The following is a 22,818-nucleotide window of genomic DNA, read 5'->3' as shown; positions in this document are numbered from 1 at the left end:
TTACAAAGAATTAAAGGGGGCGGTGCTATCATCGCCTTATTGGTCAGCAGCACTAATTAGTGATTCAAGCTAAATTTCTTACTAGCTTTTAAGAAAAATTTAAGCAAATTCCTGCACTCACTTACTCTCTTTTCTCTATGAATGAAACCGACGTCAAACGCTACCTGCCCTGGGTAGTAGCAACCGCCTTATTCATGGAGCAGCTCGACTCCACCATCCTCAATACCGCAGTCCCCTCAATGGCCCTCAGTTTGCAGGTCACACCGCTGAGTCTGAAAGCGGTTGTCACCAGTTATATCCTGAGTCTGGCGGTGTGTATTCCCATTAGCGGCTGGATGGCGGATCGCTTTGGTACACGGCGTGTGTTCAGCACGGCGGTCGGTATTTTTACCTTGGCTTCTGTGCTGAGTGGTTTGTCAGTTAATGTGCCGATGCTGGTTGCCGCCCGGATTTTGCAGGGGATAGGCGCGGCGATGATGATGCCAGTCGGGCGCCTGGCGATTATTCGCACTTTTCCAAAATCTGAGCTACTGATGGCGATGAACTTTGTAATCATCCCGGCCTTGATCGGCCCTTTGCTGGGCCCGACGATTGGCGGTCTGATTGTGCATTGGTTACCGTGGAGGGTGATCTTCTTTATCAATGTGCCGGTCGGTTTGGTCGCGCAATGGCTGATCCACAAACATATGCCTGATTATCGTGGTGATGGCAATCGGCCGATTGATGTGATTGGTCTGGTGTTGTTTGGCGTTGGCACGGCCTTGCTATCTTGGCTGTTAGAGATATTTGGCGAACACCGGATAGACGGGACATCAGAGGGCATTTTATTTTTGCTGTCGCTTTGTCTGCTGGCCGCCTATGGCTGGCATGCACGCAATACACCGCACCCCTTATTGCGTTTGACCTTGTTCCGCATCCGTACTTTCAGAGTCTCTGTGGTGGGTGGCTTTATCACACGGTTAGGCTTGGGTGGCTTGCCATTCTTACTCCCCTTACTGTATCAGCTAGGGCTTGGTTTGCCGGCCTGGCAATCAGGTTTGCTGATGATGCCCGCTGCTGCCGCTGCGATGGGGATGAAGCTGATCTCAGCGCGCGTATTGCGCCGCTTTGGTTATCGCAAAGTATTGATGATGAATACCGTCATGATCGGTGTGACGATTTGTACCTTTGCCACGGTATCGTCAGGCACGCCGATTATCTGGATTGTTTTTTTAGGATTAACGCAGGGCTTTTTTAATTCGCTGCAATTCTCCAGCATGAATTCGATGGCGTTTGCCGATATTGGCACTGCCGATTCCAGTATGGCCAGTACGATTGCCAGTTCGTTACAGCAGATGTCGATGAGCTTTGGTCTGGCCTGCGGGTCTTTAGTGACGGCTTGGTATTTAGGGGACTTGCCGCAGTCGGACAAAGTTGCCGTGACCAGCGCCTTGCATCACGCATTTTTGACTTTGGGTGTAATGACGATGCTCTCGTCGCTGACATTTTGGACTTTGCGTTCAGAAGATGGTGAGAGCGTCAGCAAGGGTTTGCCGGCGGCAAATTGATTACCATCGCTGCTGCTAGATTAACTATACTAGTAGTGTGTATATTTAATCGTCCAAGTAATCATTGGTCGGCAGGGCATATTTTATAAAACAGGTGGGGAGTATGTCGATGTGCCGACTGATGTCACCTGATTTTGACTAGATTTTTTTAGTGATGGCTCAGCGTGCTGCCAGCAGATAAATTCTTTATTAATTTTCTTTAATAGTTTTCCTACCTGGGTATAAAAAAACGAGAAATACCTCTTTCTCGTTTTTTGATGTGACTTAATGATTTACTTAGTCACTACTTAATATCCTATCGTTTGTGCTGCCTCATGCACCAGTTGCTCAAATAAATCATGGCGCATCTGTGCAATTTCTCCCGATTTGACCGCGGCTAAAATTGCACAGCCAGGCTCGGTATGGTGATGGCAGTTATAGAATTTGCACTCGCCCAGATGCGGTAAAAACTCTGGGAAGGCGCGTTCCAGCATCCCTTCGCTCAGATGATGTAATCCAAACTCTTGAAAGCCCGGCGAATCAATAACGCCAGTTTTGTCATCCATCTGGTACAGACGGGTAAACGTTGTTGTATGTTTGCCCGTGTCCAATGCGGCAGAGATTTCGCGGGTGGCGATCTCAGCATCTGGGATCAGCAAATTAATCAGCGACGATTTTCCCATCCCGGACTGACCGATCAGGATCGTGTGATTATCCTGGATCAGTTCCATCATTGCGACGCGGGTTTGTTCCGGCGCGGTGGTGACCGACACTTCTAATACCGGATAGCCCAAGCCAGAATACAGCGCGAGGCGTTCACGCGCTTTAGGTAAGCTGGCGGTGACGTCAATTTTATTTAAAACGATACTGGCTTTGATGCCGGACGATTCAGAGGCGACCAGCGCCCGTGATATCAGATCATCGGCAAAGCTAGGCTCGGTGGCGACCACAATGATCAGTTGTGTCAGATTGGCCGACAGCATTTTGGATTTGTATTGATCCGAGCGGTAGAGCAAAGTCGTGCGCGGTGTGATCGCCTCGATCACGCCCTGGTTCTTGGACGTGAGTTGATATTCCACAATATCGCCGACCGCCACATCACTTTTTTTGCCACGTGTGACACAGTGCAGTTTGATGCCTTCTGCCTGTACCAGATAATGACGACCGTGCGCAGCAATGACGGTCGCTAACAGCTTTTCGCTGGTGGACGATTTTGACTTGGGCTTACTTTTGATCTGGCTCATTAAGAAAAACTTTGCTGAAAAATCGCATCTACTTTGGCGGCGCAAATAAAATCATTTTCAGAAATTCCGCCCTTACCACCGTTGACGGTATGCGTATCAAATTTGATCAGGCAACGGTTGTAGGTGACGACCATTTCAGGATGATGATCTTCTGCATGGATTACGTAGGCGATGGCATTGATAAACGCCAGCGTTTCATAATAATTTTTGAAGTTATAGGCTTTAACAATCCGCGGTCCATCTTGTGTCCAGCCAGGTACGGCAGCCAGATATGCAGGCAAGCTGGCTGGGTCAAGGCCGATGTCGGTCGGCAGGGATTTTTTTGCTAGCAGGTCGGAAGTTTTCATGATGCATTTACCTTGTAGAGTTCTGGTTAGGTCGCTGCTGAGCTTGATGCTAACAGCAACTGCTTAATTCGCAAGGACGCAGGCGGATGCGAATCATAGAATTTAGAATGCAGAGGATCGGGCGTCAAAGTATTGGCATTATCTTCATATAGTTTGACTAGCGCAGCAACCAGATCGTTGGCATTGGTATGTTTGGCGGCAAACGCATCTGCCTCAAACTCATGTTTGCGCGAGCTGATCGACGTCAGCGGTGACAACAAAAAGGTGAAGACGGGCAGTGCCAGTACAAACAAAATCAGCGCCATTGCATCGTTCGACGCCAGTAACATCGGGTCAACACCCAAGCCGTTATAAAACCATAGTTGTTGTTTGAGGTAGCCCAGCAAAGCCAAAAATCCTAGCGAAACCACAAACATCACGACTATGCGCTTAACAATGTGTTTGAGCTTGAAATGTCCCAGTTCGTGCGCCAGCACGGCTTCAATTTCTTCCGGTGCTAGACGCGACAATAAGGTATCAAAAAATACGATGCGTTTAGCCGCGCCAAAACCTGAGAAATACGCATTGCCATGCGCGCTGCGTTTGGAACCGTCCATCACGAACAAGCCGCTGGATGCGAAGCCAACGCGCTGCATCAAGCCTTCGATGCGCGTGCGCAGGCTATCGTCTTCCAGTGGGGTAAATTTGTTGAAAATAGGTGCGATCACGCTAGGATAAATCAGCATCATCAGCAGTTGAAATCCGCTCCATACTAGCCATGCGTACAGCCACCACAATGCACCGGATTTTTCCATTAAGCTCAATACCACCCAGATGAGCGGCAAGCCAATCGCTGCGCCGAGCAGAGTGCTTTTGATCATGTCTCCAAAGAAGAGGGCTGGTGTCATCTTATTAAAGCCAAATTTTTGCTCCAATACAAATTGCCGGTAATAATCAAATGGCAATTCAATGATGCTACCGATAGCCGCAAAAGCAGCGAGTAAGCATAGCTGATACACCATGCCCGGGCCGGTGAGCTTGACGATCGTCACCGATAGAAATTGCAGGCCGCCCAACAAGGTAAATCCAATCAACACAGCCGCATTCAAAATTAGTAGCAATAAGTCTAGCTTGGTCTTGGCCAAGGTATAGTCCGCCGCTTTTTGATGGGCAGACAGCGGGATTTTTTCGGCAAATTCTGCCGGAACCGCCGAGCGGTGCTGTAAAACATGGCGTAGTTGCCGGGAACCCAGCCAAAACCGTACGACAAGGGTCACTAATAAAAATGCCGCGAATAAAACAGAAAATGCTGCAGAAATCATGGGAAAATGCCACATTGATTAAGAGAAGGAAGAATTATGTCACAAGCTACCGACATTCAAGCAAACAGTGCATCTGATAAGCCAGCGCCGACCCCACCGGCTAAGCCAAATGAGTTCAACCTGATCTGGTTGGATATGGAGATGACGGGCCTCGATCCTGACAGTGACCGCATCATTGAAGTGGCCGTTGTCGTCACAGATATGCAATTAAACGTGCTGGCAGAAGGTCCTGTATTTGCGATTCATCAGTCCGACGAAACGATGGATAAGATGGACGCCTGGAATAAAGGCACGCATGGTCGCTCTGGCTTGATTGAGCGTGTCAAGGCGTCGACCGTGTCGGAAGAGGATGCAGAGAAAGAATTGATCGCTTTCTTAAAGCAGTATGTTCCGGCAGGTAAATCGCCGATGTGCGGCAATTCGATTTGCCAGGATCGTCGCTTTATGGCACGCGGGATGCCGAAGCTGGAGGCATTTTTCCATTATCGCAATCTGGACGTGTCGACGCTCAAAGAATTGTGCAAACGTTGGAAGCCAGCGATTGCCAGTGGCTTTAAAAAACATCAGAAGCACACGGCAATGGCCGATATTATTGAGTCGATTGAAGAGCTGAAATACTACCGTGAGCATTTCATCAAGGAGTGATCTGAAGTTTGGATTTAGTGTGGCCTTGATTTGGTGTTTAGCGAGATGTTTGCTTAGATGCCTGATGTAGAGTGTCATTTGCTTAAAATAAAAAAACGCGCCAATGGCGCGTTTTTTATTGGACGATACTTATTCAGCAGTACTACACATAAACACTACTCCAAATTGATATTGCTAATTTCCAGCCTGTTGATATTTAAGAAGGCGGGTAATTTTGTACCCTGTACTTTTACATTACGATTTTGCCACTCGCGCAATTGCACCAGACGATTTTTATCAACACTTTCTAAACGCCAGACTTTGCCGTTGGCATCGCTCACCGCCAGCCACAAGTTTACGTCTGATCCTTTTAAAGTCAGCATGCCAGAAATCGTCAATTGCTCAGCGACCGTATTAGTTTTTGTAGAGCTTTGTACAAATGCTGACGACGGCGTTGTTGCTGTCGTAGCTTGTGCCGGATGTTCAGCGCAAGCTACCAATAGTATTGCGACTGTCAGTGCTGGCAATAAACAAAACAGACGGTGCAAGGAGAGAGTTTTTTTCATAGATTGTCTTAATGGGGGAGGCGTGAGGATGAAGTCACGCCTCCTTGACATTAATGAATCACCAAGGTCACAGATGTACCCGATGGAACCACGACCGAGTTTTTGGTGTAAGTGCCAGAGGTAATGCTGTCTTTAAGATAGGTTTGTGTGGTTGCGGTAAAACCAGCACTTAAGCTTGTCGCTACTGCGGGCTGGAAGGTTTTAGCCAAACTACCGATGTCAATAGCACCAAAACTATAGGTCGTGCCATTATCAACATATGATGCGCTTGGGAATCCAAAACCTGTCGGCAAGCCTGCACCTGGCATACCGCCGAAGATGGATGCACCAAACTTGACAAACTCGTCTGCGATGCCGTTACCGCCTAGCGATTTAATCAGAGTATCAAGGCAGGTATAGCTAGTCGGACTGCTTGTCCCGTTAATGTTGTCGTTGCAATTAGTGACTAATTGTTTGGCAAGCACAACACCATAACGACGGTTGATGAATGCGCCAAAAGAGCCGCCCATTGCGTAGCTACTGGTAGCCAGATCTGTCCACTTTATGTAATTGACGCCACCACCAGATTTTAAATACCCAGGAATACGCACTGCAGTCATTTTGTCTGTACCGCCCAAACTGATATTAGCAAAAATATCTTCACTCATCATGGCTGAGGTTTCTTCTAACCAAGTGTCATGATCAACACCACGCACGATGGCTCTTTGATAAAAATTAATCATGTGGGTTGATTCATGCAGGAGCGTTGATTTTATGTAGTTCAAATCATTTTTAATCGAGATTGCATTAACAAAAAATGCTAAAGCTTCATTCGATTTTGGTTCATATTTTTTTAGCTCATTATTTAATGCGTAGAAATAGCCGCCCCATTTAGTGTCACTTGGTACGTTCAAGATCACGACATTGATATCTTGTAAGCCCGAATTGTCATTAATTAACTGGGTACTGTATTTTGCAGCAGAGGGGCCATAAGCATCGCCTAACAAGGAGACTAATTTATCAAAGCCTGCAGTGCCCACGCCACCTGCACCATCTTTGGCGCAGTAGGTTGCGCTGAGGGCTAAGACATCGCTGTCACTGACATTCCCGCTACTAATGGCTAGCGGATCAACCCAGAATACGGCTTTACGTCCCGATGCGAGGGAACATATTTGCTTGACTGTCACATTGTTGTAGGCGACGGGTTGTGTTGGGAAGTTATCGTTCCATGTACGTGTATCGTTGACTACCGGTGTCGCATTTGGCATCGTTGGTACAGCTATACCGCTTGAGCTGGATGCGGCGTTGGCTGAAGCTTTAGTTGCTGAGTTACGGCTTAACAATGCTTTGACAACAGCTTGATTTTTCGTAAGCTGTTCTGTGTGTGCGTTATGTTCGCCTAAATGCTGATCTAAGGACAAAACATTTAAGTTGCTTACCACTTTGCTTTGTACGCTGGCGGCTGCAGAGCTTAATATAGGCGCAGTGAATGCATCGCTAGCACTCGCATTAGAAAATACTAAGGTTGCACTGTTGGCCGATGTGACACCAAAAATCGCAATATTTACATTTTGCGGGCTGTTTGTCGTGTTGTTGTAACTCCAGACACCAACCACACCAGCACCGCCGCTATAAGTTGTTGCACTAGTTGCACCGCAATTGGCGCCCGCACATGCAGGGGCTAAAACGTTAGATGAGCTTAAGGGTAAAACACCAACGATGATTTTTACAGTGACCGACTTATTATTGGAATTAGTAACGGTCACAGTTGCTGTGTAATTGCCAGCAGCAGTATAGGCATGGGTAGTTGCTGCTGTGTTTGCTGTAATGCCATCGCCAAAGTTCCATAAATAAGTAAGGGCTAAGCCATTTGGATCAACTGACGATGCACTAAAATTTTCGACCTTATTAACAGTGGTGGTCAATGCAGTTGGCGTTAATACGGGTGCAGATGGCAGATCAATATTCACTACATAAGTGCTCTTTGCCGTCGTACCTAGATCATTCGTCGCCGTTAAAGTTACGACATAAGAACCACTACTTCCGTAAGCGTGAGTCGTGTTTGCACCGCTATCTTTGACGTTGTCGCCAAAATCCCATGCGTAAGTTATTGTACCTCCGCTTGGATCGCTGGAGCTGCCAACATAGTTAAGGATTTGATTGACTCTGAATCCCTTCAGTCCGGTGACAGAGATTGCTGGCGTACTTAAAACGGCATCAACAACTTGTACAGATGCGCTTGCTTGCCCACTTTGGCCCGAACTGTCAGTTGCCACAACTTTGACGGCATAAGTGCCTGACGCGGTTGTTTTTACGTTGATGCTACTACCAGTGACAGCGGCAGATCCGTTACCAACTGTCCAGCTATAGGTAAGCGGCAGGTTTAACGTAGAAGTCGCCGTTGCGCTCAGCGTAAAGCTTCTGCCGGTATATAAAACTGCTTGGCTAGGTGGCGCAATTTGCACCGTAATCGTATTGACCGGGGCCGCAGGCGTGACGGCTGTCGATGGTGTGGAATCTCCACCGCCACCGCCGCAAGCAGATAGACCGACGATGACAATAAATGCCAAAGCTATTTTTGATAAATGAGTTTTCATTGAGGGGAGTTTGTTTGAAATTGGGGATTACTTCGGTGATCAAAGTTGCTAATCTTTACCAAGAGTACTTTGTGTAAGTTACGTCCGCATTACTTCCGGATGAGAACCGCGTCGTGACTGAACTGCTGCGTGATTTTTACTCAATATAGTCTGGCAACGTAAATAAATAAATTAGTTGGCTCATGACACCATATTTATGTCATAAAATCAAAGCGTCTGCATGCGAGTTATGTAAGCCTTTAAAGGCTAAGCTAGCAAAGGACGGTAATTTAATGGACAATATAGCAATAAAAATCAATAGGTGGGAGATTTTTTAGAAATGGAGGCGCATATTCAGCCTCATGTATTCATATACTGCTAGGGAGTAATTTTAATCGCCCAATTAAAATGGCGATATCAGGCTAATTAATGGCCATACTCCCTATTTTTAAAATTTTTGGCGTGAAAAAAACCTCAAAAAGCTAATACTCAGGTCCATTGTGTTGTTGCAAATTCCCGCAACGACTACGCATTGCTGAATTTTACCCTTAGCGTTGTATCTCGACTAAAGAGTCTTTGGATATTCCTTGTTGAATCCAAGTGTGAATGCTGGTCGCTTAACTAAAACGACCAACTACAGCTCTTGGCTTAGACCTCAGACTAAAACGCCCGACTTAAACGCCCAACAATTCCACTTCAAAAATCAAGGTTGCATTGCCTGGAATGACGCCGCCTGCGCCGCGTGGACCGTATCCCAATGCAGCTGGAATCGTCAATTTACGGGTGCCGCCGATTTTCATGCCTTGTACGCCTTCGTCCCAGCCTTTGATCACATGACCAGCACCTAATGGGAATGAGAACGGATCATTGCGGTCTTTGCTTGAATCAAATTTTTTGCCAGCACTGCCATCTGGATTTTGCAGCCAGCCGGTGTAATGCACGACGACATGATTGCCAGCTTGCGCTTCTGCGCCTTCGCCGACGATAGTGTCTTCATATTGCAGGCCGGATACGGTAGTGATTGTGGTCATGATTTTCCTTAATTAAAAAAATTGATACAATTGTAATAGAGCGAATGATTCTTCAGTGCAATGCCCTAACAGAAATTTTAGTCGATTTCTTTTGATTTGCTTGGGATTTACTCAAAATAGATCGCTACGATAACGGGTGAATTAACGGGATAATTAACAGGTGAAGTATGACGCAAGTCTTGATGGCTACATTTTGATTTCATTTTGAGTACATTCTGAATACATCACGGGGATATTGTAATTAATATTTTGGAAATAATATCTTGAAGTTCACAGCTTGTAACGCTTGCATCAGGTCTGGCGGGTTAAAATAGTGTCCATTATTTTTAATCTGTCCTCACATTGCAAAGCGGTAAAAATTCATGCTTAGTCGTATTTTGTGTTTGCTGTTGTTCGTGTTGTCTTCGTTCTCCGTTATTGCACCACAAGCAGAGGCTGGCATTGTTGTAGTGCTTAATTCCCGCGATGCCACAGTCAGCCTGCTGGATCAAGAGTCCCAAAAAGAAATCAGCACCTATGCCATCGGTAAAGAGCCACATCATTTGATGGCAACACCCGACAATAAATCGGTAATCGTCGCTAATGCTGTTGGTAATGAATTGGTTTTTCTGGACCCGAAAACAGGCCAGGTGCAGCGCCGCATGAAGGATATTGCCGATCCTTATCAAATTGGATTTTCGCCTGACCAAAAATGGTTTGTCTCTAATTCTTTGCGGCTTGACCGGGTCGACTTTTATCAATACGACGGTAAAGATCTTAGTCTGGTTAAGCGTGTCCCCTTGGCTAAATTACCTAGCCACATGGCGTTTGATGCTGCCAGTACGACTGTGTTTATTACTCACCAGGGCAGCGATCAGGTGTCTGCTATTGATTTAATAACACAAAAAGTTAAATGGACGCTGCCGGTAGGCAAACTTCCCGCAGGTATTGCGATGACGCCGGATGATAAATATTTATTAGTCGGCATTATGGGGAGTGATTATGTCGAGGTGATTGATTGGCGTGCTCAAAAAACGATTAAACGCATTAAGACCGGAGCAGGGGCGCACAACTTCCGCGCTTTGGGTGATAAACGTAATACGTTTGTATCTAACCGCGTGTCCAATACGATTAATATCATCGATCAGATATCGCTAGAAAATGTAGCGACGATTGATGTGCCGGGTGGCCCGGATTGTATGGAGCTGAGTGCCGACGGTAAGACCTTATGGGTAACGCTGCGCTGGATTAAGAAAGTGGCTGTGATTGATGTGCCATCCAAAAAAGTTCTCAAGCTAATCCCAGTTGGCCGGTCGCCGCATGGGGTTTATTTTATGGATCATGCGCCGCGTGTTTAGCTGCATTTAGACGAACCGCAGGCTCAGAGACAAAATACATGATCCATTATCGCCGTCAGATTATTACTTTATTAATCTCGTCATTGAGTGTGCTGCCAGTGATGGTCAGCGCTGCTGAAATTAATAATGGCGCTGCATGCAAGGCAAAGATTTATCTCACGTTTGATACCGGTAGTCAGTCGCAAGCAGAATTGATCGCCAATACCCTGCGCCAGCATCACATCAAGGCGACGTTTTTTCTAGCGAATGAAAAGACCATTAAGGGCGATTATTCTCTTGACCTAAGTTGGGCGCCTTTTTGGAAGAAACTGGTTGAGGACGGTCATTCCTTCGGTACGCATACCTTTGATCACGTTTATGTAGTCCGTGATCTGAGTGATGGACGGATAGAAGTCAAACCGCAGTTTGGTAATTCTGCGGGAAAAAAATTAGTCTGGACCCCGCGGCAATATTGCGATGAATTAAAACGGGTCGATCAGCGTTTTCAGCAATTAACAGGACGCCCGCTAGATCATTATTGGCGTGCGCCTGGTGGCAAGCTCACTAAGAACTTACTCAGCGCCGGTCAAGCCTGCGGTTACGCCCATGTTGGCTGGGCGCCTGCCGGATTTTCTGGCGATGAATTATCTAGTGAGGCCTGGAGCAATCCGGTCTTATTGCAACGCGTATTAAGTCAGATCAAAGACGGTGATATTTTTATGGCGCATATGGGCATCTGGTCACGTAAGCAAGCCTGGATGCCAGAAAATTTGCAGCCTCTGCTAACAGGACTTGAGGCCAAAGGCTATTGCTTTGCAACTTTACGTGAACATCTTATGTATAAAGCGGCTCAATAAAAAAGTAAGTCCTAACAGTGCAAAACAATAATTCCGTTAAACAGTAACCTCGCCCTTTTTAAAAACACCTCATGAACTTCCTCGATCTATTCGCATCGCTGCAAGCCTGGATTTTTGAAACACTGGTACAGCCTATAATTTTTTTTATGGGGCTGGGCGAATTTACTGAAGATGCGTTTGAAGGCGTTGAATGGTTTTTGATTGGCGTGTGTGAACTACTGATTTTATTTGTGCTCTTGCGTCCGCTGGAGGCTTTGATTCCTGTGCATCGATTTAGTGATCGTAATGCTCGCTGGAATGATTTTATTTATACCGCTTTGCATCGCCTCGGTATTTTCTCTTTACTGATCTTTGTCTTGCTTGATCCAGCGCTAGATGCGTTGACTGGTGTCTTACATTTAGAAGGTGTCAATCCTTTTAATCTTGACAATCTCTGGCCAGGTTTGGTCGATTACCCTGTATTGGTTTTTATAGTGTATCTGGTGGTGCTGGATTTTTTTGACTACTGGTATCACCGCGCCTCGCATCAGTTTAATTGGTGGTGGGCTTTGCATAGTTTGCACCATAGTCAGCGAGATATGAACTTATGGAGCGATAACCGTAATCACTTGCTGGATGATTTTATTCGTGACGTGTATATGGGTTTAATCGCGATTGCGATTGGCGTGCAGCCGGGACAATATGCTTTGCTAATTGTGATCTCGCGTATGGTCGAGAGCTTGCAACACGCGAATATTCGTTTGCATTTTGGCGCCATAGGCGAACGCTTGCTGGTATCGCCACGCTACCATCGCACTCACCATGCGATAGGTATTGGACACGAGTCGCAGGGGAGTGGCACCTTAGGCGGACACAACTTTGCTGTGCTGTTCCCGATCTGGGATATGCTGTTTGGTACCACTTTATTTAGTAAGGAATTTTCTATGACAGGCATCCGCGATCAATTGCCATCACCAGATGGCAGAAGTGGCAGAGAATATGGTCGTGGCTTCTGGTCGCAACAAAGTCTGGGTTTGAAACGACTATTTGGATTAGACCATCAGACCGCTAAACCGATGAACGCGCAAACAGATCGACAAACTGGTTTCAATAAGGAGGCAAGTTAATGCGCCGCTTACTGCATGTAGGCAGCTCTATGGGGCGCGCTTTTGTTGGCCAATTTCATCCTCGTATGTTGATGCTGACCTTGTTGCCCTTGATCGTCTCCTTATTGTTATGGAGCGGATTAATGTGGTGGGGCTTACAAAGTCTGATCGATTTTATTCAAGAATCTTTGTTGCAGCACGATGGATTTCGGCTGGCGGGTGATTTCCTCGCAGTGCTCGGTGCTTTAGCATTAAAGACGGTACTAGCACCCTTACTGGCAATGTGGCTACTGCTGCCGCTGATGATCGTGACGACGCTCATTTGTATTGGCGTATTTGCGATGCCGATGATTTCTCGCCATGTACAAAAACGTGATTATCCTCATCTGGAGGCCAGACACGGCGGCTCTTTATTTGGCAGCTTATGGCACGCTTTGTCCTCGTTTTTAATTTTTGTATTGCTCTGGTTTGTTTGCCTGCCTTTGTTGTTTGTGCCGGTCGTCAATGTGGTAGTACATGCCGTTTTATGGGGTTGGTTGACCTACCGCGTAATGGCTTATGATGCGTTATCAGAGCACGCCGATGCAGCCGAGCGTATTGCTTTGTTACGTACACATCGCTGGCCTTTATTAATGATCGGCACGATGGCTGGCGCTTTGGGCGCTGCACCTAGCATGATGTGGTTAGGCGGCGTATTGGCAATTGTATTTTTGCCGATGCTGGCCGCATTGGCGATAGGCCTGTATATCTTGATTTTTGTGTTTTGTGGACTATGGTTTCAGTACTATTGTTTGAACTCACTTGCGTTGTTGCGTAGCAAAGCACAAGCAGATGAAATAGTAGATAAATAAGCAGAATACTCAAAACTGTACCAGCGGCTTAGCAGCATTCTGCTTCGCATTGCAAATGTGATTTTGCGTATTCAATTTTGCGAATTTAAATTACGCATTGATTGAATTAGATTCAAAAACCTGGGAGTTAATTATGGCGATCGGTCTTATCATTATTGGCGACGAAATTTTATCTGGCAAACGTGCGGATAAACATTTGCCCAAAGTAATTGAGCTATTAACTGCGCGTGGTCTGCAACTGGATTGGGCAGAATATATTGGCGATGATCGCACTCGCATCACATCCACGCTAGAGCGCTCTTTTGCCGGTAACGATATTGTATTTGTTACAGGTGGTATCGGCGCTACACCGGATGACCATACCCGCCAATGTGCGGCAGCAGCATTGCATTTGCCGATTGTTTTACACCCGGAAGCAAAAACCTTAATTGAACAAAGAATTACCGATATGCTGATCGAAGCTGGTAAGCCGGTTGACTTGAATTTGCCAGAGAATTTGCATCGTCTGAAGATGGGGGAGTTTCCACAAGGCGCACAAATTATCCCCAATCCGTATAACAAGATTCCCGGGTTTGCGATTCAAAATCATTACTTTGTACCAGGCTTCCCTGTAATGGCATGGCCAATGCTGGAGTGGGTACTTGATTCGCATTACTCACATTTGTTCCATCAGCACGCCAGGGCGGAAAAATCGGTTTTGGTATTTGATGCGATGGAATCGACGCTAACGCCAATGATGGAAGCGTTGGAATCACAATACCCTTTAATCAAAGTATTTAGTTTGCCCAGCGTTGGTAATCATCAGATACGCAGGCATATAGAGCTGGGTGTCAAAGGTGAGCCACAACAAGTCGAGGCTGCTTTTGATGCGATGTTAAAAGGCTTAGATGGCTTTCAGGCGGAATACGTCCCAGCCTGATTTTTATTATTCCGCATTTGGTACTGACTTCTCTTCACAATTCGCTCAATGCAAAAAATCAAATTCACATTGTTTTCTGTCCGAGCTCTGCTGATCGCTTTTGGTCCTATGATCCTGGCGGTATTGCTAGTTTGTGGCGTTGGATATTGGCTGGTCGATCCAGCGCCGCCGCGCACAATTGATTTTGCGACAGGGCAGGAGAATAGTCCTTATCAACGCTTTGCCAAACAGTACGCCGACGAGTTGGCGAAAAATGATATTACAATCCGCTTCCAGGCGACTCAAGGTTCTCAGGAAAACTTAAAACTGATCAGCGATCCCGACTCTGAGATAGAACTCGGTTTTGTCCAAAGCGGCTCTACTAACGAGGCCGATGCTTTGGATAAGGGATTGGTATCTTTAGGCAGTTTATTTTATGAGCCGATCTGGATTTTTTATCGCGGCACCAAAGAAATCAGCACCCTCAATCAGTTTAAAGGTAAGCACATTAATGTAGGACCAGATGGCACTGGCGTAGCGCGTTTGTTTAAGCAGATATTGTCAGTCAATGGCATGGAAGCTACAGACGTCCATTTGTCCAGCCTGGAAGATACACCCGCGACGGTAGCACTGTTGGACGGCACTATAGACGTGCTGGTATTTAGCTCGGCATCAGATTCACCGCTGCTGCAAATGTTGTTGCAAACACCGGGTATCCAGCTTTTTGATTTTGCACAGGCGGAAGCTTATACCCGGCGTTTTCCATTTTTATCTCATGTGGTACTGCCGCGTGGCATCGTTGATCTGGGTAAAAATATTCCAGCTAAGGATTACCATTTAATTTCGCCAACGGCAACCTTAGTCGCCCATGAAAGTCTGCACCCTGCGTTGATCAGTTTGCTGCTACAGGCAGCGCATAAAATTCATGGTGGCGCTGGCTGGTTCCAAAAGCAAGGTGAATTTCCTTCTGATAAATACATAGAAATCCCCGTGGCAGAGCAGGCGGAAAAATTCTATAAAAATGGACCGCCATTTTTGCAGCGTTATCTGAGTTTTTGGTTAGCCAATTTTGTAGAACGTATGTGGGTCGTGATTGTCGCGCTGGGAGCCTTGATTTTGCCGTTGTCAAAAATTATCCCACCGCTGTATGTCTGGCGTATTCGTTCGCGCGTATATCGCTGGTACGGTCAGCTGATGATGGTAGAGCAGGCGATTGATAACGTCAGTCCTGATCAGCGTCAGCAAGTTTTCTCGGATCAATTAAAAATGCTTGATGAGATAGAAGAGAAGGTCAATCGCATTTCTATCCCGCTGTCTTATGCTGTAGAGCTTTACGGCTTGCGCAGCCATATCAACTTTGTTCGCAAGCGGGTAGAAGGTTTGATGACAGTGTAGTTTTATAAACCAAATTGCTTTGATCAATTTCGCTATTTTGCGGATGTGCTATCTAAATTAAAGCCGAGAAGATAAATTAGTTTATGATTAAATTTTTTGCAAAAAAATTATTGTGTAATACGAGAAGTTTCGTGAGAAGTTTCGGTAGCAGTTTGTTGTTGATTGGCTTATCTGCATGCGTGACGACTTCGCCGCCTGTGACTGTGGCACCAGTCATTCCAGTTGCGCCAATTTTGAAAGTGCCTAAAACAATACGCATTGGTTTAGCTTTAGGTGGTGGCGCGGCTCGTGGTTTTGCACATATTGGCGTCATCAAGGCTCTGGAATCACAAGGGATTGTCCCGGATATTATTGTGGGTACCAGCGCGGGTAGTGTGGTTGGGGCGATGTATGCAGCGGGAAACAATGGTTTTGCGTTGCAGAAAATGGCTTTGGATATGGATGAGGCAACGATTTCTGATTGGTCTTTACCTTTGTTCGCCAAATCTAGCGGAGTTCTCAAAGGCGATGCCTTGCAAAACTATGTGAATAAGATGGTAGTGCAGGTGCCGATTGAACGTTTGAAAAAGCCATTTGGTGCCGTCGCAACTGATTTACATACGGGCTTGCCTATTCTGTTCCAACGAGGGAATACCGGTTTGGCAGTGCGCGCATCTTCTGCGGTGCCGGGCGTATTTCAGCCAGTTAGAATTAATGATAGGTTATATGTGGACGGTGGCTTAGTTTCTCCTGTCCCAGTGCGGTTCGCCCGCGAGATGGGAGCCGATTTTGTGATTGCTGTGAATATTTCTTCGCAACCGGATGCACAATCTGCCTCTAGTTCGCTGGATGTGCTGCTACAAACTTTTACCATCATGGGGCAAAGTTTGAATCAGTTTGAATTAAAGAATGCAGATGTAGTGATCCGACCTGACTTGGCGAGTATGAAGGGTAATGATTTTGCCGGTAGAAATTTGGCGATATTGGCAGGTGAGAAGGTAACTATGTCGATGATGACGGATATCAAGCAAAAAATCCGTATGATGCAAGATAGATGATTTATATACTCCCTATTGGTATATTTACTCGTCCATATATAACGTGGACGTTGAGCCAATATTCTTGATATTGATGGGGAGTATGTGTTTTTTGAGGTATTTTAAGATGCTAAGCGGGAACATCCAGATGCTAAGCGGGAACATCCAGATGCTGGGCGATGCCGGTTCTATTAACTCAATTTCGCTCAATTCTTTTCGTCATCGTTAATCCTTCTAGCGCCGTTAAAGCGTTTTTTCCAATAAGCTATATCCATGCTTTCTACTCTTACCTGACCACCAGCTGAGGGGGAGTGAATAAACTTGTTGTCGCCCAAATAAATTCCCACATGGGAGAAGCCGCGCCGCAACGTATTGTAAAAAACTAGGTCGCCGGGCTGTAAATCTTTTTGGTCAATTTTTTCGCCAACTTTGCTGATCTCGTTCGAGGTTCTTGGTAAGTCTGTCCCCAGCGCGTCTTTAAATACCAAACGCACAAAACCGCTGCAATCTAAACCATTTTCTGGCGTATTGCCGCCGCGTTTGTAGCGGATGCCAAGCATGTCCATTGCCTTAATCGTCAGGCTAGATGCGCGTTCACGCAGTTCTTGCAATTTGGTGTAAGCCGTAGAGGATTCGGGGAAGGGGTTGTCGGCGCTGAAGCTTGGACTGCAAAAAGAAAATTGCAGAGTGCTTGCTAGAAGTAGGGATAAGACTAATTTGACTTTCCTGGGAGAGCGGGAAATTTGTATTAGCATTGTTGCACCTGGTTGGAAAAACCGGCCAACTGTAAATGATCTTTGTCGTAATGTAAACCTTGCTTTTGTAAAATTAGCTAAATGATATTGTTGAAGCTATCAGTTAAAAAGTATCGAATTTTTTATCATATTTCTGCTTTATTATTCATTTTTATACTAATTTTTTTGCTCAGAATAAGCTTGTAAGCGGGCCTAGTTTAAGTGGGTCTACTATCAAAAGATCAAAACTGTTTTTATCCTTAATGAGTGCAGCTTGACGTACAATTCGAGCACATTTTAACCACGAGGCACCTATGCAAACTAAACCTGTATTAACTTTAGATGACGTCAAAAAAATCGCAGCAGCTGCAGAGACAGAAGCAAAAACCAATGGTTGGGCGGTAGTGATTGCGATTGTTGATGATGGTGGCCATTTGATGTGGTTGCAACGTTTGGACGGCGTCGCACCTATTTCCGCACACATTGCACCAGCGAAGGCGACGACGGCAGCACTTGGTCGCCGCGAGTCTAAAATTTATGAAGACGTGATCAATAATGGACGTTTCTCTTTTTTAAGTGCTCCTTATATTGAAGGAATGTTAGAAGGCGGCGTGCCTATCGTCGTTGATGGTCATTGTGTCGGTGCAGTGGGCGTATCTGGCGTTAAGTCGTCTGAAGATGCGCAGATTGCAAAGGCAGGTATCGCTGCCTTGGCACTGTAGTCTGAGTGTAATTTAATCAAATACTTGCTCGCGGCAGCCAATTGCGCTGCCGCTATTTATTTCAGCATGGTTATCTACGCTAAGAGTTGTTTGTCTGGCAGGTTTAGCCAAAAATGCTTGCGTCTTTACCCAATTTTCTGGCGTTCTTGGTTTGCTTGAGGGGTGCTTTTGCGCTATAATTCGAGGGTTTAGCTAATCCAAATCCCGTCGTAGCGCATACCAAATCCACATATCTCCTAAAATCGTTTCACACTACGTGCTACATTCGCGTGGTTCCTGAACACGGTTGTTTTGGCGCGGCGTAGCGACGGTAACAATACAGGAGTTACCCTTGCTGCCATTTCCGCAGTCTTTACGTCCCAACCAAGATGCTACTGCCATTCTTGCTCTCGCGGACGGAACTATATTCACTGGTGTTTCCATTGGCGCTGCAGGCCATACATCAGGCGAAGTTGTTTTCAATACATCCATGACCGGGTATCAGGAAATTCTGACTGATCCAAGTTACAGCTCTCAAATCGTGACTCTGACTTATCCGCATATCGGTAATACCGGTATCAATTCAGAAGATGTTGAGTCCGACAAAATTCATGCGGCTGGCCTGATCATTAAAGATTTACCTTTGATGGTGTCTAACTTCCGCTCTGAACAATCTTTATCTGACTATCTTAAATCGCAAAATATTGTTGCGATTGCAGGCATTGATACACGTAAGCTGACTCGTATTCTGCGTGAAACTGGCGCCCAAGGTGGCGCAATTTTAGTTGGTAATGATGCGACTAAGGCGCTCGCTCTGGCAAAATCTTTTCCGGGTTTGTCTGGCATGGATTTGGCAAAGGTTGTTTCTACCAGCAAGTCCTATTCATGGACAGAAACTGAATGGACTTTGGGGCAAGGTTACGGTCAACTGACCGATCCAAAATTTCATGTGGTCGCATTTGATTTCGGTGTTAAACGGAATATTTTGCGCATGCTGACAGCCCGTGGCTGCAAAGTGACCGTGTTGCCAGCCCAATCAACTGCTGCTGATGTATTGGCCTTGAATCCTGACGGTGTATTTTTATCCAATGGTCCTGGCGATCCAGAGCCTTGCGATTACGCGATTGCTGCAGCTAAAGAATTGATTGAAAAAGGCATACCTACGTTTGGTATTTGCCTCGGTCATCAGATTATGGCGCTTGCTTCCGGTGCCAAAACGCTCAAGATGAAATTTGGTCATCATGGTGCTAACCATCCGGTGCAAGATTTGGACACTAAACAAGTGTTGATCACGTCGCAGAATCATGGTTTTGCAGTTGATGTAAATTCACTGCCTGCTAACTGCCGCATTACGCATGTCTCTTTGTTTGATGGTTCTTTGCAAGGCTTTGAACGTACTGATAAGCCAGCATTTTGCTTCCAGGGACATCCAGAAGCATCACCAGGTCCGATGGATATCGCCTACCTGTTTGATCGCTTTACTAATTTAATGAGCGCAGCAAAAGCGCAGGCAAACGGAGAACAATAAAAATGCCTAAACGTCTCGATATAAAAAGCATCCTGATTATTGGTGCCGGCCCTATCATTATTGGTCAGGCTTGTGAGTTCGATTATTCCGGTGCCCAAGCATGTAAGGCTTTGCGTGAAGAGGGTTATAAAGTCATTTTGGTCAACAGCAATCCAGCGACCATCATGACTGATCCTGAAATGGCCGATGTGACTTACATTGAGCCAATTACATGGCAAGTGGTAGAACGTATTATCGCCAAAGAAAAGCCGGATGCCATTTTGCCGACGATGGGCGGTCAGACTGCCTTGAATTGCGCTCTGGATTTGCACAAACACGGCATCCTGACCAAATACAATTGCGAACTGATCGGCGCTTCACCAGAAGCAATCGACAAAGCAGAAGATCGCTCTAAGTTTAAAGATGCGATGACTAAAATTGGTTTGGGTTCTGCCCGTTCCGGCGTCGCGCATAACATGGATGAATCATGGGAAGTGCAGAAGACACTCGGTTTTCCAGTGATTATTCGCCCGTCTTTTACTATGGGCGGCACCGGCGGTGGTATTGCATATAACGAAGAAGAGTTTGAGACTATTTGCAAACGCGGGTTAGAGGCGTCACCTACTAGTGAGTTGCTGATTGAAGAATCACTGATCGGCTGGAAAGAATTTGAGATGGAAGTTGTACGCGATAAAGCGGATAACTGCATCATTGTTTGCTCTATTGAGAATCTGGATCCTATGGGAGTCCATACCGGTGACTCAATCACGGTAGCGCCTGCGCAGACACTGACTGACAAAGAATACCAAATCATGCGTAACGCCTCGCTGGCAGTTTTGCGCGAAATCGGTGTCGATACTGGCGGCTCTAATGTTCAATTCTCTATCAATCCTGCTGATGGTCGCATGATTGTGATTGAGATGAATCCGCGTGTATCCCGTTCATCCGCGCTGGCGTCTAAAGCAACAGGTTTTCCAATCGCTAAAATCGCTGCTAAATTGGCGGTTGGTTTTACCCTGGATGAACTGCGTAATGAAATCACCGGTGGCGCTACCCCAGCGTCATTCGAGCCTTCGATTGATTATGTCGTTACCAAAATTCCTCGATTTGCTTTTGAAAAATTCCCGCAAGCAGACAATCATCTGACAACGCAGATGAAGTCGGTTGGTGAAGTCATGGCAATCGGTAGAACTTTCCAGGAATCTTTTCAAAAAGCACTGCGTGGCTTAGAGGTTGGCGTTGATGGTATGAACCAAAAAACGCTGGATCGTGAAGTGATCGCAGAAGAATTGGGCGAGCCTGGTCCTGATCGTATCTGGTATGTCGGTGATGCGTTTGGTCTTGGCTTTAGCTTGGAGGAAGTGCATCAGCTGACGCATATTGACCCGTGGTTCCTAGCGCAGATTAAGGATATTGTCGATATCGAGCTGTGGTTAGATCACCAGAATCTGGATGAGCTAGATAAAGAAGTGTTGCTAAAGATTAAGCAAAAAGGGTTCTCTGATCGTCGATTGGCAAAGCTACTCAAGACTACGGACACTGCGGTACGTGAGCGTCGCCATGCCTTAAATATTCGGCCAGTCTATAAACGTGTAGATACTTGTGCTGCGGAGTTTGCAACTAAAACTGCTTACATGTATTCGACTTATGAAGAAGAGTGTGAGTCTGCACCGACCGATAAGAAAAAAATCATGGTGTTGGGTGGCGGTCCAAATCGTATCGGTCAGGGTATTGAGTTTGATTATTGCTGCGTCCATGCGGCTTTTGCGATGCGCGAAGATGGCTATGAAACCATCATGGTCAACTGTAATCCAGAAACGGTTTCGACCGACTACGATACATCCGATCGTCTGTACTTTGAGCCTTTGACTTTAGAAGATGTATTAGAAATCGTCGCTAAAGAAAAACCAGTCGGCGTGATTGTGCAGTACGGCGGACAGACGCCATTGAAATTAGCTTTGGATCTGGAGGCGAATGGCGTGCCGATTATTGGTACATCGCCAGACATGATTGACGCAGCTGAAGATCGCGAGCGTTTCCAACAAATGTTGCATAAGCTTGGTCTGCGTCAACCACCTAATCGTACAGCGCGCACCGAAGCCCAAGCGTTGGAGTTAGCGCAGGAAATTGGTTATCCCTTAGTAGTTCGCCCATCCTATGTGTTGGGTGGACGTGCAATGGAAATCGTACACGAGCAACGTGATCTTGAGCGTTATATGCGTGAGGCAGTCAAGGTATCGCATGACTCACCAGTATTGCTTGATCGCTTTCTGAATGATGCGATCGAGGTCGATGTCGATTGTATTTCTGATGGCGAACACACCTTCATTGGTGGCGTGATGGAGCATATTGAACAAGCAGGCGTGCATTCTGGCGACTCTGCATGCTCCTTGCCGCCGTATTCACTTGCCGCAGAGACGATTGAGGAATTAAAGCGTCAGACATCATTGATGGCGAAAGGCTTGAACGTTGTCGGCTTGATGAACGTACAGTTTGCGATTCAGCAGCAAGATGGTAAGGATGTTGTGTTTGTTCTGGAAGTAAATCCACGAGCATCTCGTACAGTACCTTACGTATCTAAAGTCACTGGTTTGCAATTGGCTAAAATTGCTGCACGTTGTATGGTGGGTCAGTCACTGGCTTCTCAAGGTATTCATAAAGAAGTTGTGCCATCTTACTTCAGTGTAAAAGAAGCGGTGTTCCCATTTGTGAAATTTCCTGGTGTAGATACGATTCTTGGTCCAGAAATGAAATCCACTGGTGAAGTGATGGGCGTCGGTAAAACTTTTGGTGAAGCCTTCGTCAAGTCACAACTAGGTGCTAGTATCAAACTACCAACCTCCGGCAAAGTTTTTCTGAGCGTTAAAGGTAGTGACAAGCCACGCGCAGTAAAAGTGGCTAGTGATCTAGTTGAGATGGGATTTGCTGTCGTAGCGACTAAGGGCACGGCTGCAGCGATTGCAGCAGCGGGTATCCCGGTCAGTACGATCAATAAAGTGGCTGAAGGCCGTCCGCATGTCGTTGATATCATCAAAAATCATGAGATTGCTTTGGTGATTAATACCGTAGAAGAAAAACGTAGTGCGATTACGGATTCACGTGCTATTCGTGTATCTTCACTTGCAGCGCGGGTGCCAACTTATACTACGATTGCTGGTGCGGAGGCGGCAGTGCAAGGTATGCGTCATCTAGATGAATTGCATGTCTATGATTTACAAGGTCTGCATAAAACCTTACACTAAGCAAATAGCTTAAACTTCGATA

General features: G+C 46.1%; 19 protein-coding genes. 12 read left to right on the top strand and 7 right to left on the bottom strand.

Annotation, left to right across the window (positions count from 1 at the left end; genetic code table 11):
* The first annotated feature begins 137 nt into the window (after positions 1-137).
* Complete coding sequence (locus tag RGU72_RS08730) at positions 138-1,547, top strand: MFS transporter (protein ID WP_322119356.1); 1,410 nt, start codon at positions 138-140, stop codon at positions 1,545-1,547.
* Between the two features lie 287 nt (positions 1,548-1,834).
* On the opposite strand, the gene rsgA is transcribed toward RGU72_RS08730, so the two are convergent.
* From rsgA to RGU72_RS08715, 3 genes are read right to left on the bottom strand one after another with little or no spacing between them, the layout of a single operon-like run.
* The gene (gene rsgA, locus RGU72_RS08725; protein ID WP_322119355.1) at positions 1,835-2,770 is read right to left on the bottom strand and encodes a ribosome small subunit-dependent GTPase A; all 936 of its coding nucleotides are present in this window, start codon (positions 2,768-2,770) and stop codon (positions 1,835-1,837) included.
* The gene (locus RGU72_RS08720; protein ID WP_322119354.1) at positions 2,770-3,117 is read right to left on the bottom strand and encodes a 4a-hydroxytetrahydrobiopterin dehydratase; all 348 of its coding nucleotides are present in this window, start codon (positions 3,115-3,117) and stop codon (positions 2,770-2,772) included. The genes rsgA and RGU72_RS08720 overlap by 1 nt, the downstream gene beginning before the upstream one ends.
* Before the next feature lie 26 nt (positions 3,118-3,143).
* Positions 3,144-4,418, bottom strand: coding sequence for a M48 family metallopeptidase (locus RGU72_RS08715; RefSeq protein ID WP_322119353.1), 1,275 nt, complete (start codon positions 4,416-4,418; stop codon positions 3,144-3,146).
* A 36-nt stretch (positions 4,419-4,454) separates the two neighbouring features.
* Between RGU72_RS08715 and orn the strand changes: the two genes are divergently transcribed.
* Entirely contained in the window at positions 4,455-5,063 is a 609-nt protein-coding gene (orn, locus tag RGU72_RS08710) for an oligoribonuclease (RefSeq protein ID WP_416200114.1), read from the top strand.
* Between the two features lie 155 nt (positions 5,064-5,218).
* On the opposite strand, the gene RGU72_RS08705 is transcribed toward orn, so the two are convergent.
* The 3 genes from RGU72_RS08705 to RGU72_RS08695 all read right to left on the bottom strand — a co-directional run bounded on the left by RGU72_RS08705 (position 5,219) and on the right by RGU72_RS08695 (position 9,194).
* Positions 5,219-5,608: a hypothetical protein gene (locus RGU72_RS08705; RefSeq protein ID WP_322119352.1), complete on the bottom strand. Its 390-nt coding sequence runs from the start codon at positions 5,606-5,608 to the stop codon at positions 5,219-5,221.
* Between the two features lie 50 nt (positions 5,609-5,658).
* Positions 5,659-8,184, bottom strand: coding sequence for a M30 family zinc metallopeptidase (locus tag RGU72_RS08700; protein ID WP_322119351.1), 2,526 nt, complete (start codon positions 8,182-8,184; stop codon positions 5,659-5,661).
* A 653-nt stretch (positions 8,185-8,837) separates the two neighbouring features.
* Entirely contained in the window at positions 8,838-9,194 is a 357-nt protein-coding gene (locus tag RGU72_RS08695; protein ID WP_322119350.1) for an FKBP-type peptidyl-prolyl cis-trans isomerase, read from the bottom strand.
* Between the two features lie 362 nt (positions 9,195-9,556).
* On the opposite strand from RGU72_RS08695, the gene RGU72_RS08690 reads away from it, so the two are divergent.
* From RGU72_RS08690 to RGU72_RS08660, 7 genes are all read left to right on the top strand, one after another.
* Positions 9,557-10,531: a YncE family protein gene (locus RGU72_RS08690; protein WP_322119349.1), complete on the top strand. Its 975-nt coding sequence runs from the start codon at positions 9,557-9,559 to the stop codon at positions 10,529-10,531.
* Positions 10,532-10,632: 101 nt separating this feature from the next.
* The gene (locus RGU72_RS08685) at positions 10,633-11,367 is read left to right on the top strand and encodes a polysaccharide deacetylase family protein (protein WP_322121595.1); all 735 of its coding nucleotides are present in this window, start codon (positions 10,633-10,635) and stop codon (positions 11,365-11,367) included.
* Between the two features lie 71 nt (positions 11,368-11,438).
* Positions 11,439-12,473, top strand: a complete 1,035-nt coding sequence (locus tag RGU72_RS08680) for a sterol desaturase family protein (protein ID WP_322119348.1) — start codon at positions 11,439-11,441, stop codon at positions 12,471-12,473.
* Positions 12,473-13,303: an EI24 domain-containing protein gene (locus RGU72_RS08675; protein WP_322119347.1), complete on the top strand. Its 831-nt coding sequence runs from the start codon at positions 12,473-12,475 to the stop codon at positions 13,301-13,303. The genes RGU72_RS08680 and RGU72_RS08675 overlap by 1 nt, the downstream gene beginning before the upstream one ends.
* A 133-nt stretch (positions 13,304-13,436) precedes the next feature.
* Positions 13,437-14,222, top strand: a complete 786-nt coding sequence (locus RGU72_RS08670; RefSeq protein WP_322119346.1) for a competence/damage-inducible protein A — start codon at positions 13,437-13,439, stop codon at positions 14,220-14,222.
* 48 nt (positions 14,223-14,270) lie between these two features.
* Positions 14,271-15,596, top strand: coding sequence for a TAXI family TRAP transporter solute-binding subunit (locus RGU72_RS08665; RefSeq protein ID WP_322119345.1), 1,326 nt, complete (start codon positions 14,271-14,273; stop codon positions 15,594-15,596).
* A 131-nt stretch (positions 15,597-15,727) separates the two neighbouring features.
* Positions 15,728-16,633, top strand: a complete 906-nt coding sequence (locus RGU72_RS08660) for a patatin-like phospholipase family protein (protein WP_416200113.1) — start codon at positions 15,728-15,730, stop codon at positions 16,631-16,633.
* 185 nt (positions 16,634-16,818) lie between these two features.
* Here RGU72_RS08660 and RGU72_RS08655 read toward each other — a convergent pair whose 3' ends face one another.
* On the bottom strand, positions 16,819-17,367 hold the full coding sequence (locus RGU72_RS08655; protein WP_322119343.1) for a C40 family peptidase: 549 nt from the start codon (positions 17,365-17,367) through the stop codon (positions 16,819-16,821).
* Positions 17,368-17,660: 293 nt separating this feature from the next.
* Between RGU72_RS08655 and RGU72_RS08650 the strand changes: the two genes are divergently transcribed.
* From RGU72_RS08650 to carB, 3 genes are all read left to right on the top strand, one after another.
* Entirely contained in the window at positions 17,661-18,068 is a 408-nt protein-coding gene (locus RGU72_RS08650; protein ID WP_322119342.1) for a heme-binding protein, read from the top strand.
* A 331-nt stretch (positions 18,069-18,399) separates the two neighbouring features.
* Positions 18,400-19,575, top strand: coding sequence for a glutamine-hydrolyzing carbamoyl-phosphate synthase small subunit (carA, locus tag RGU72_RS08645; RefSeq protein WP_322119341.1), 1,176 nt, complete (start codon positions 18,400-18,402; stop codon positions 19,573-19,575).
* Between the two features lie 2 nt (positions 19,576-19,577).
* Positions 19,578-22,796: a carbamoyl-phosphate synthase large subunit gene (gene carB / locus RGU72_RS08640; RefSeq protein WP_322119340.1), complete on the top strand. Its 3,219-nt coding sequence runs from the start codon at positions 19,578-19,580 to the stop codon at positions 22,794-22,796.
* Positions 22,797-22,818: the final 22 nt, after the last annotated feature.

The organism is Undibacterium sp. 5I1 (assembly GCF_034314085.1).
Taxonomy (GTDB): Bacteria; Pseudomonadota; Gammaproteobacteria; order Burkholderiales; family Burkholderiaceae_D; genus Undibacterium.
The sequence above is the reverse complement of the archived record's forward strand: the minus strand, read 5'-3'. Positions and strand labels throughout refer to the sequence as shown.

Excerpts from the sequence above, each read along its gene's own strand:
- RGU72_RS08730 (WP_322119356.1), top strand. The coding sequence starts at position 138 with ATGAATGAAACCGACGTCAAACGCTACCTGCCCTGGGTAGTAGCAACC.
- rsgA (WP_322119355.1), bottom strand. The coding sequence starts at position 2,770 with ATGAGCCAGATCAAAAGTAAGCCCAAGTCAAAATCGTCCACCAGCGAA.
- RGU72_RS08720 (WP_322119354.1), bottom strand. The coding sequence starts at position 3,117 with ATGAAAACTTCCGACCTGCTAGCAAAAAAATCCCTGCCGACCGACATC.
- RGU72_RS08715 (WP_322119353.1), bottom strand. The coding sequence starts at position 4,418 with ATGATTTCTGCAGCATTTTCTGTTTTATTCGCGGCATTTTTATTAGTG.
- orn (WP_416200114.1), top strand. The coding sequence starts at position 4,455 with ATGTCACAAGCTACCGACATTCAAGCAAACAGTGCATCTGATAAGCCA.
- RGU72_RS08705 (WP_322119352.1), bottom strand. The coding sequence starts at position 5,608 with ATGAAAAAAACTCTCTCCTTGCACCGTCTGTTTTGTTTATTGCCAGCA.
- RGU72_RS08700 (WP_322119351.1), bottom strand. The coding sequence starts at position 8,184 with ATGAAAACTCATTTATCAAAAATAGCTTTGGCATTTATTGTCATCGTC.
- RGU72_RS08695 (WP_322119350.1), bottom strand. The coding sequence starts at position 9,194 with ATGACCACAATCACTACCGTATCCGGCCTGCAATATGAAGACACTATC.
- RGU72_RS08690 (WP_322119349.1), top strand. The coding sequence starts at position 9,557 with ATGCTTAGTCGTATTTTGTGTTTGCTGTTGTTCGTGTTGTCTTCGTTC.
- RGU72_RS08685 (WP_322121595.1), top strand. The coding sequence starts at position 10,633 with ATGGTCAGCGCTGCTGAAATTAATAATGGCGCTGCATGCAAGGCAAAG.
- RGU72_RS08680 (WP_322119348.1), top strand. The coding sequence starts at position 11,439 with ATGAACTTCCTCGATCTATTCGCATCGCTGCAAGCCTGGATTTTTGAA.
- RGU72_RS08675 (WP_322119347.1), top strand. The coding sequence starts at position 12,473 with ATGCGCCGCTTACTGCATGTAGGCAGCTCTATGGGGCGCGCTTTTGTT.
- RGU72_RS08670 (WP_322119346.1), top strand. The coding sequence starts at position 13,437 with ATGGCGATCGGTCTTATCATTATTGGCGACGAAATTTTATCTGGCAAA.
- RGU72_RS08665 (WP_322119345.1), top strand. The coding sequence starts at position 14,271 with ATGCAAAAAATCAAATTCACATTGTTTTCTGTCCGAGCTCTGCTGATC.
- RGU72_RS08655 (WP_322119343.1), bottom strand. The coding sequence starts at position 17,367 with ATGCTAATACAAATTTCCCGCTCTCCCAGGAAAGTCAAATTAGTCTTA.
- RGU72_RS08650 (WP_322119342.1), top strand. The coding sequence starts at position 17,661 with ATGCAAACTAAACCTGTATTAACTTTAGATGACGTCAAAAAAATCGCA.
- carB (WP_322119340.1), top strand. The coding sequence starts at position 19,578 with ATGCCTAAACGTCTCGATATAAAAAGCATCCTGATTATTGGTGCCGGC.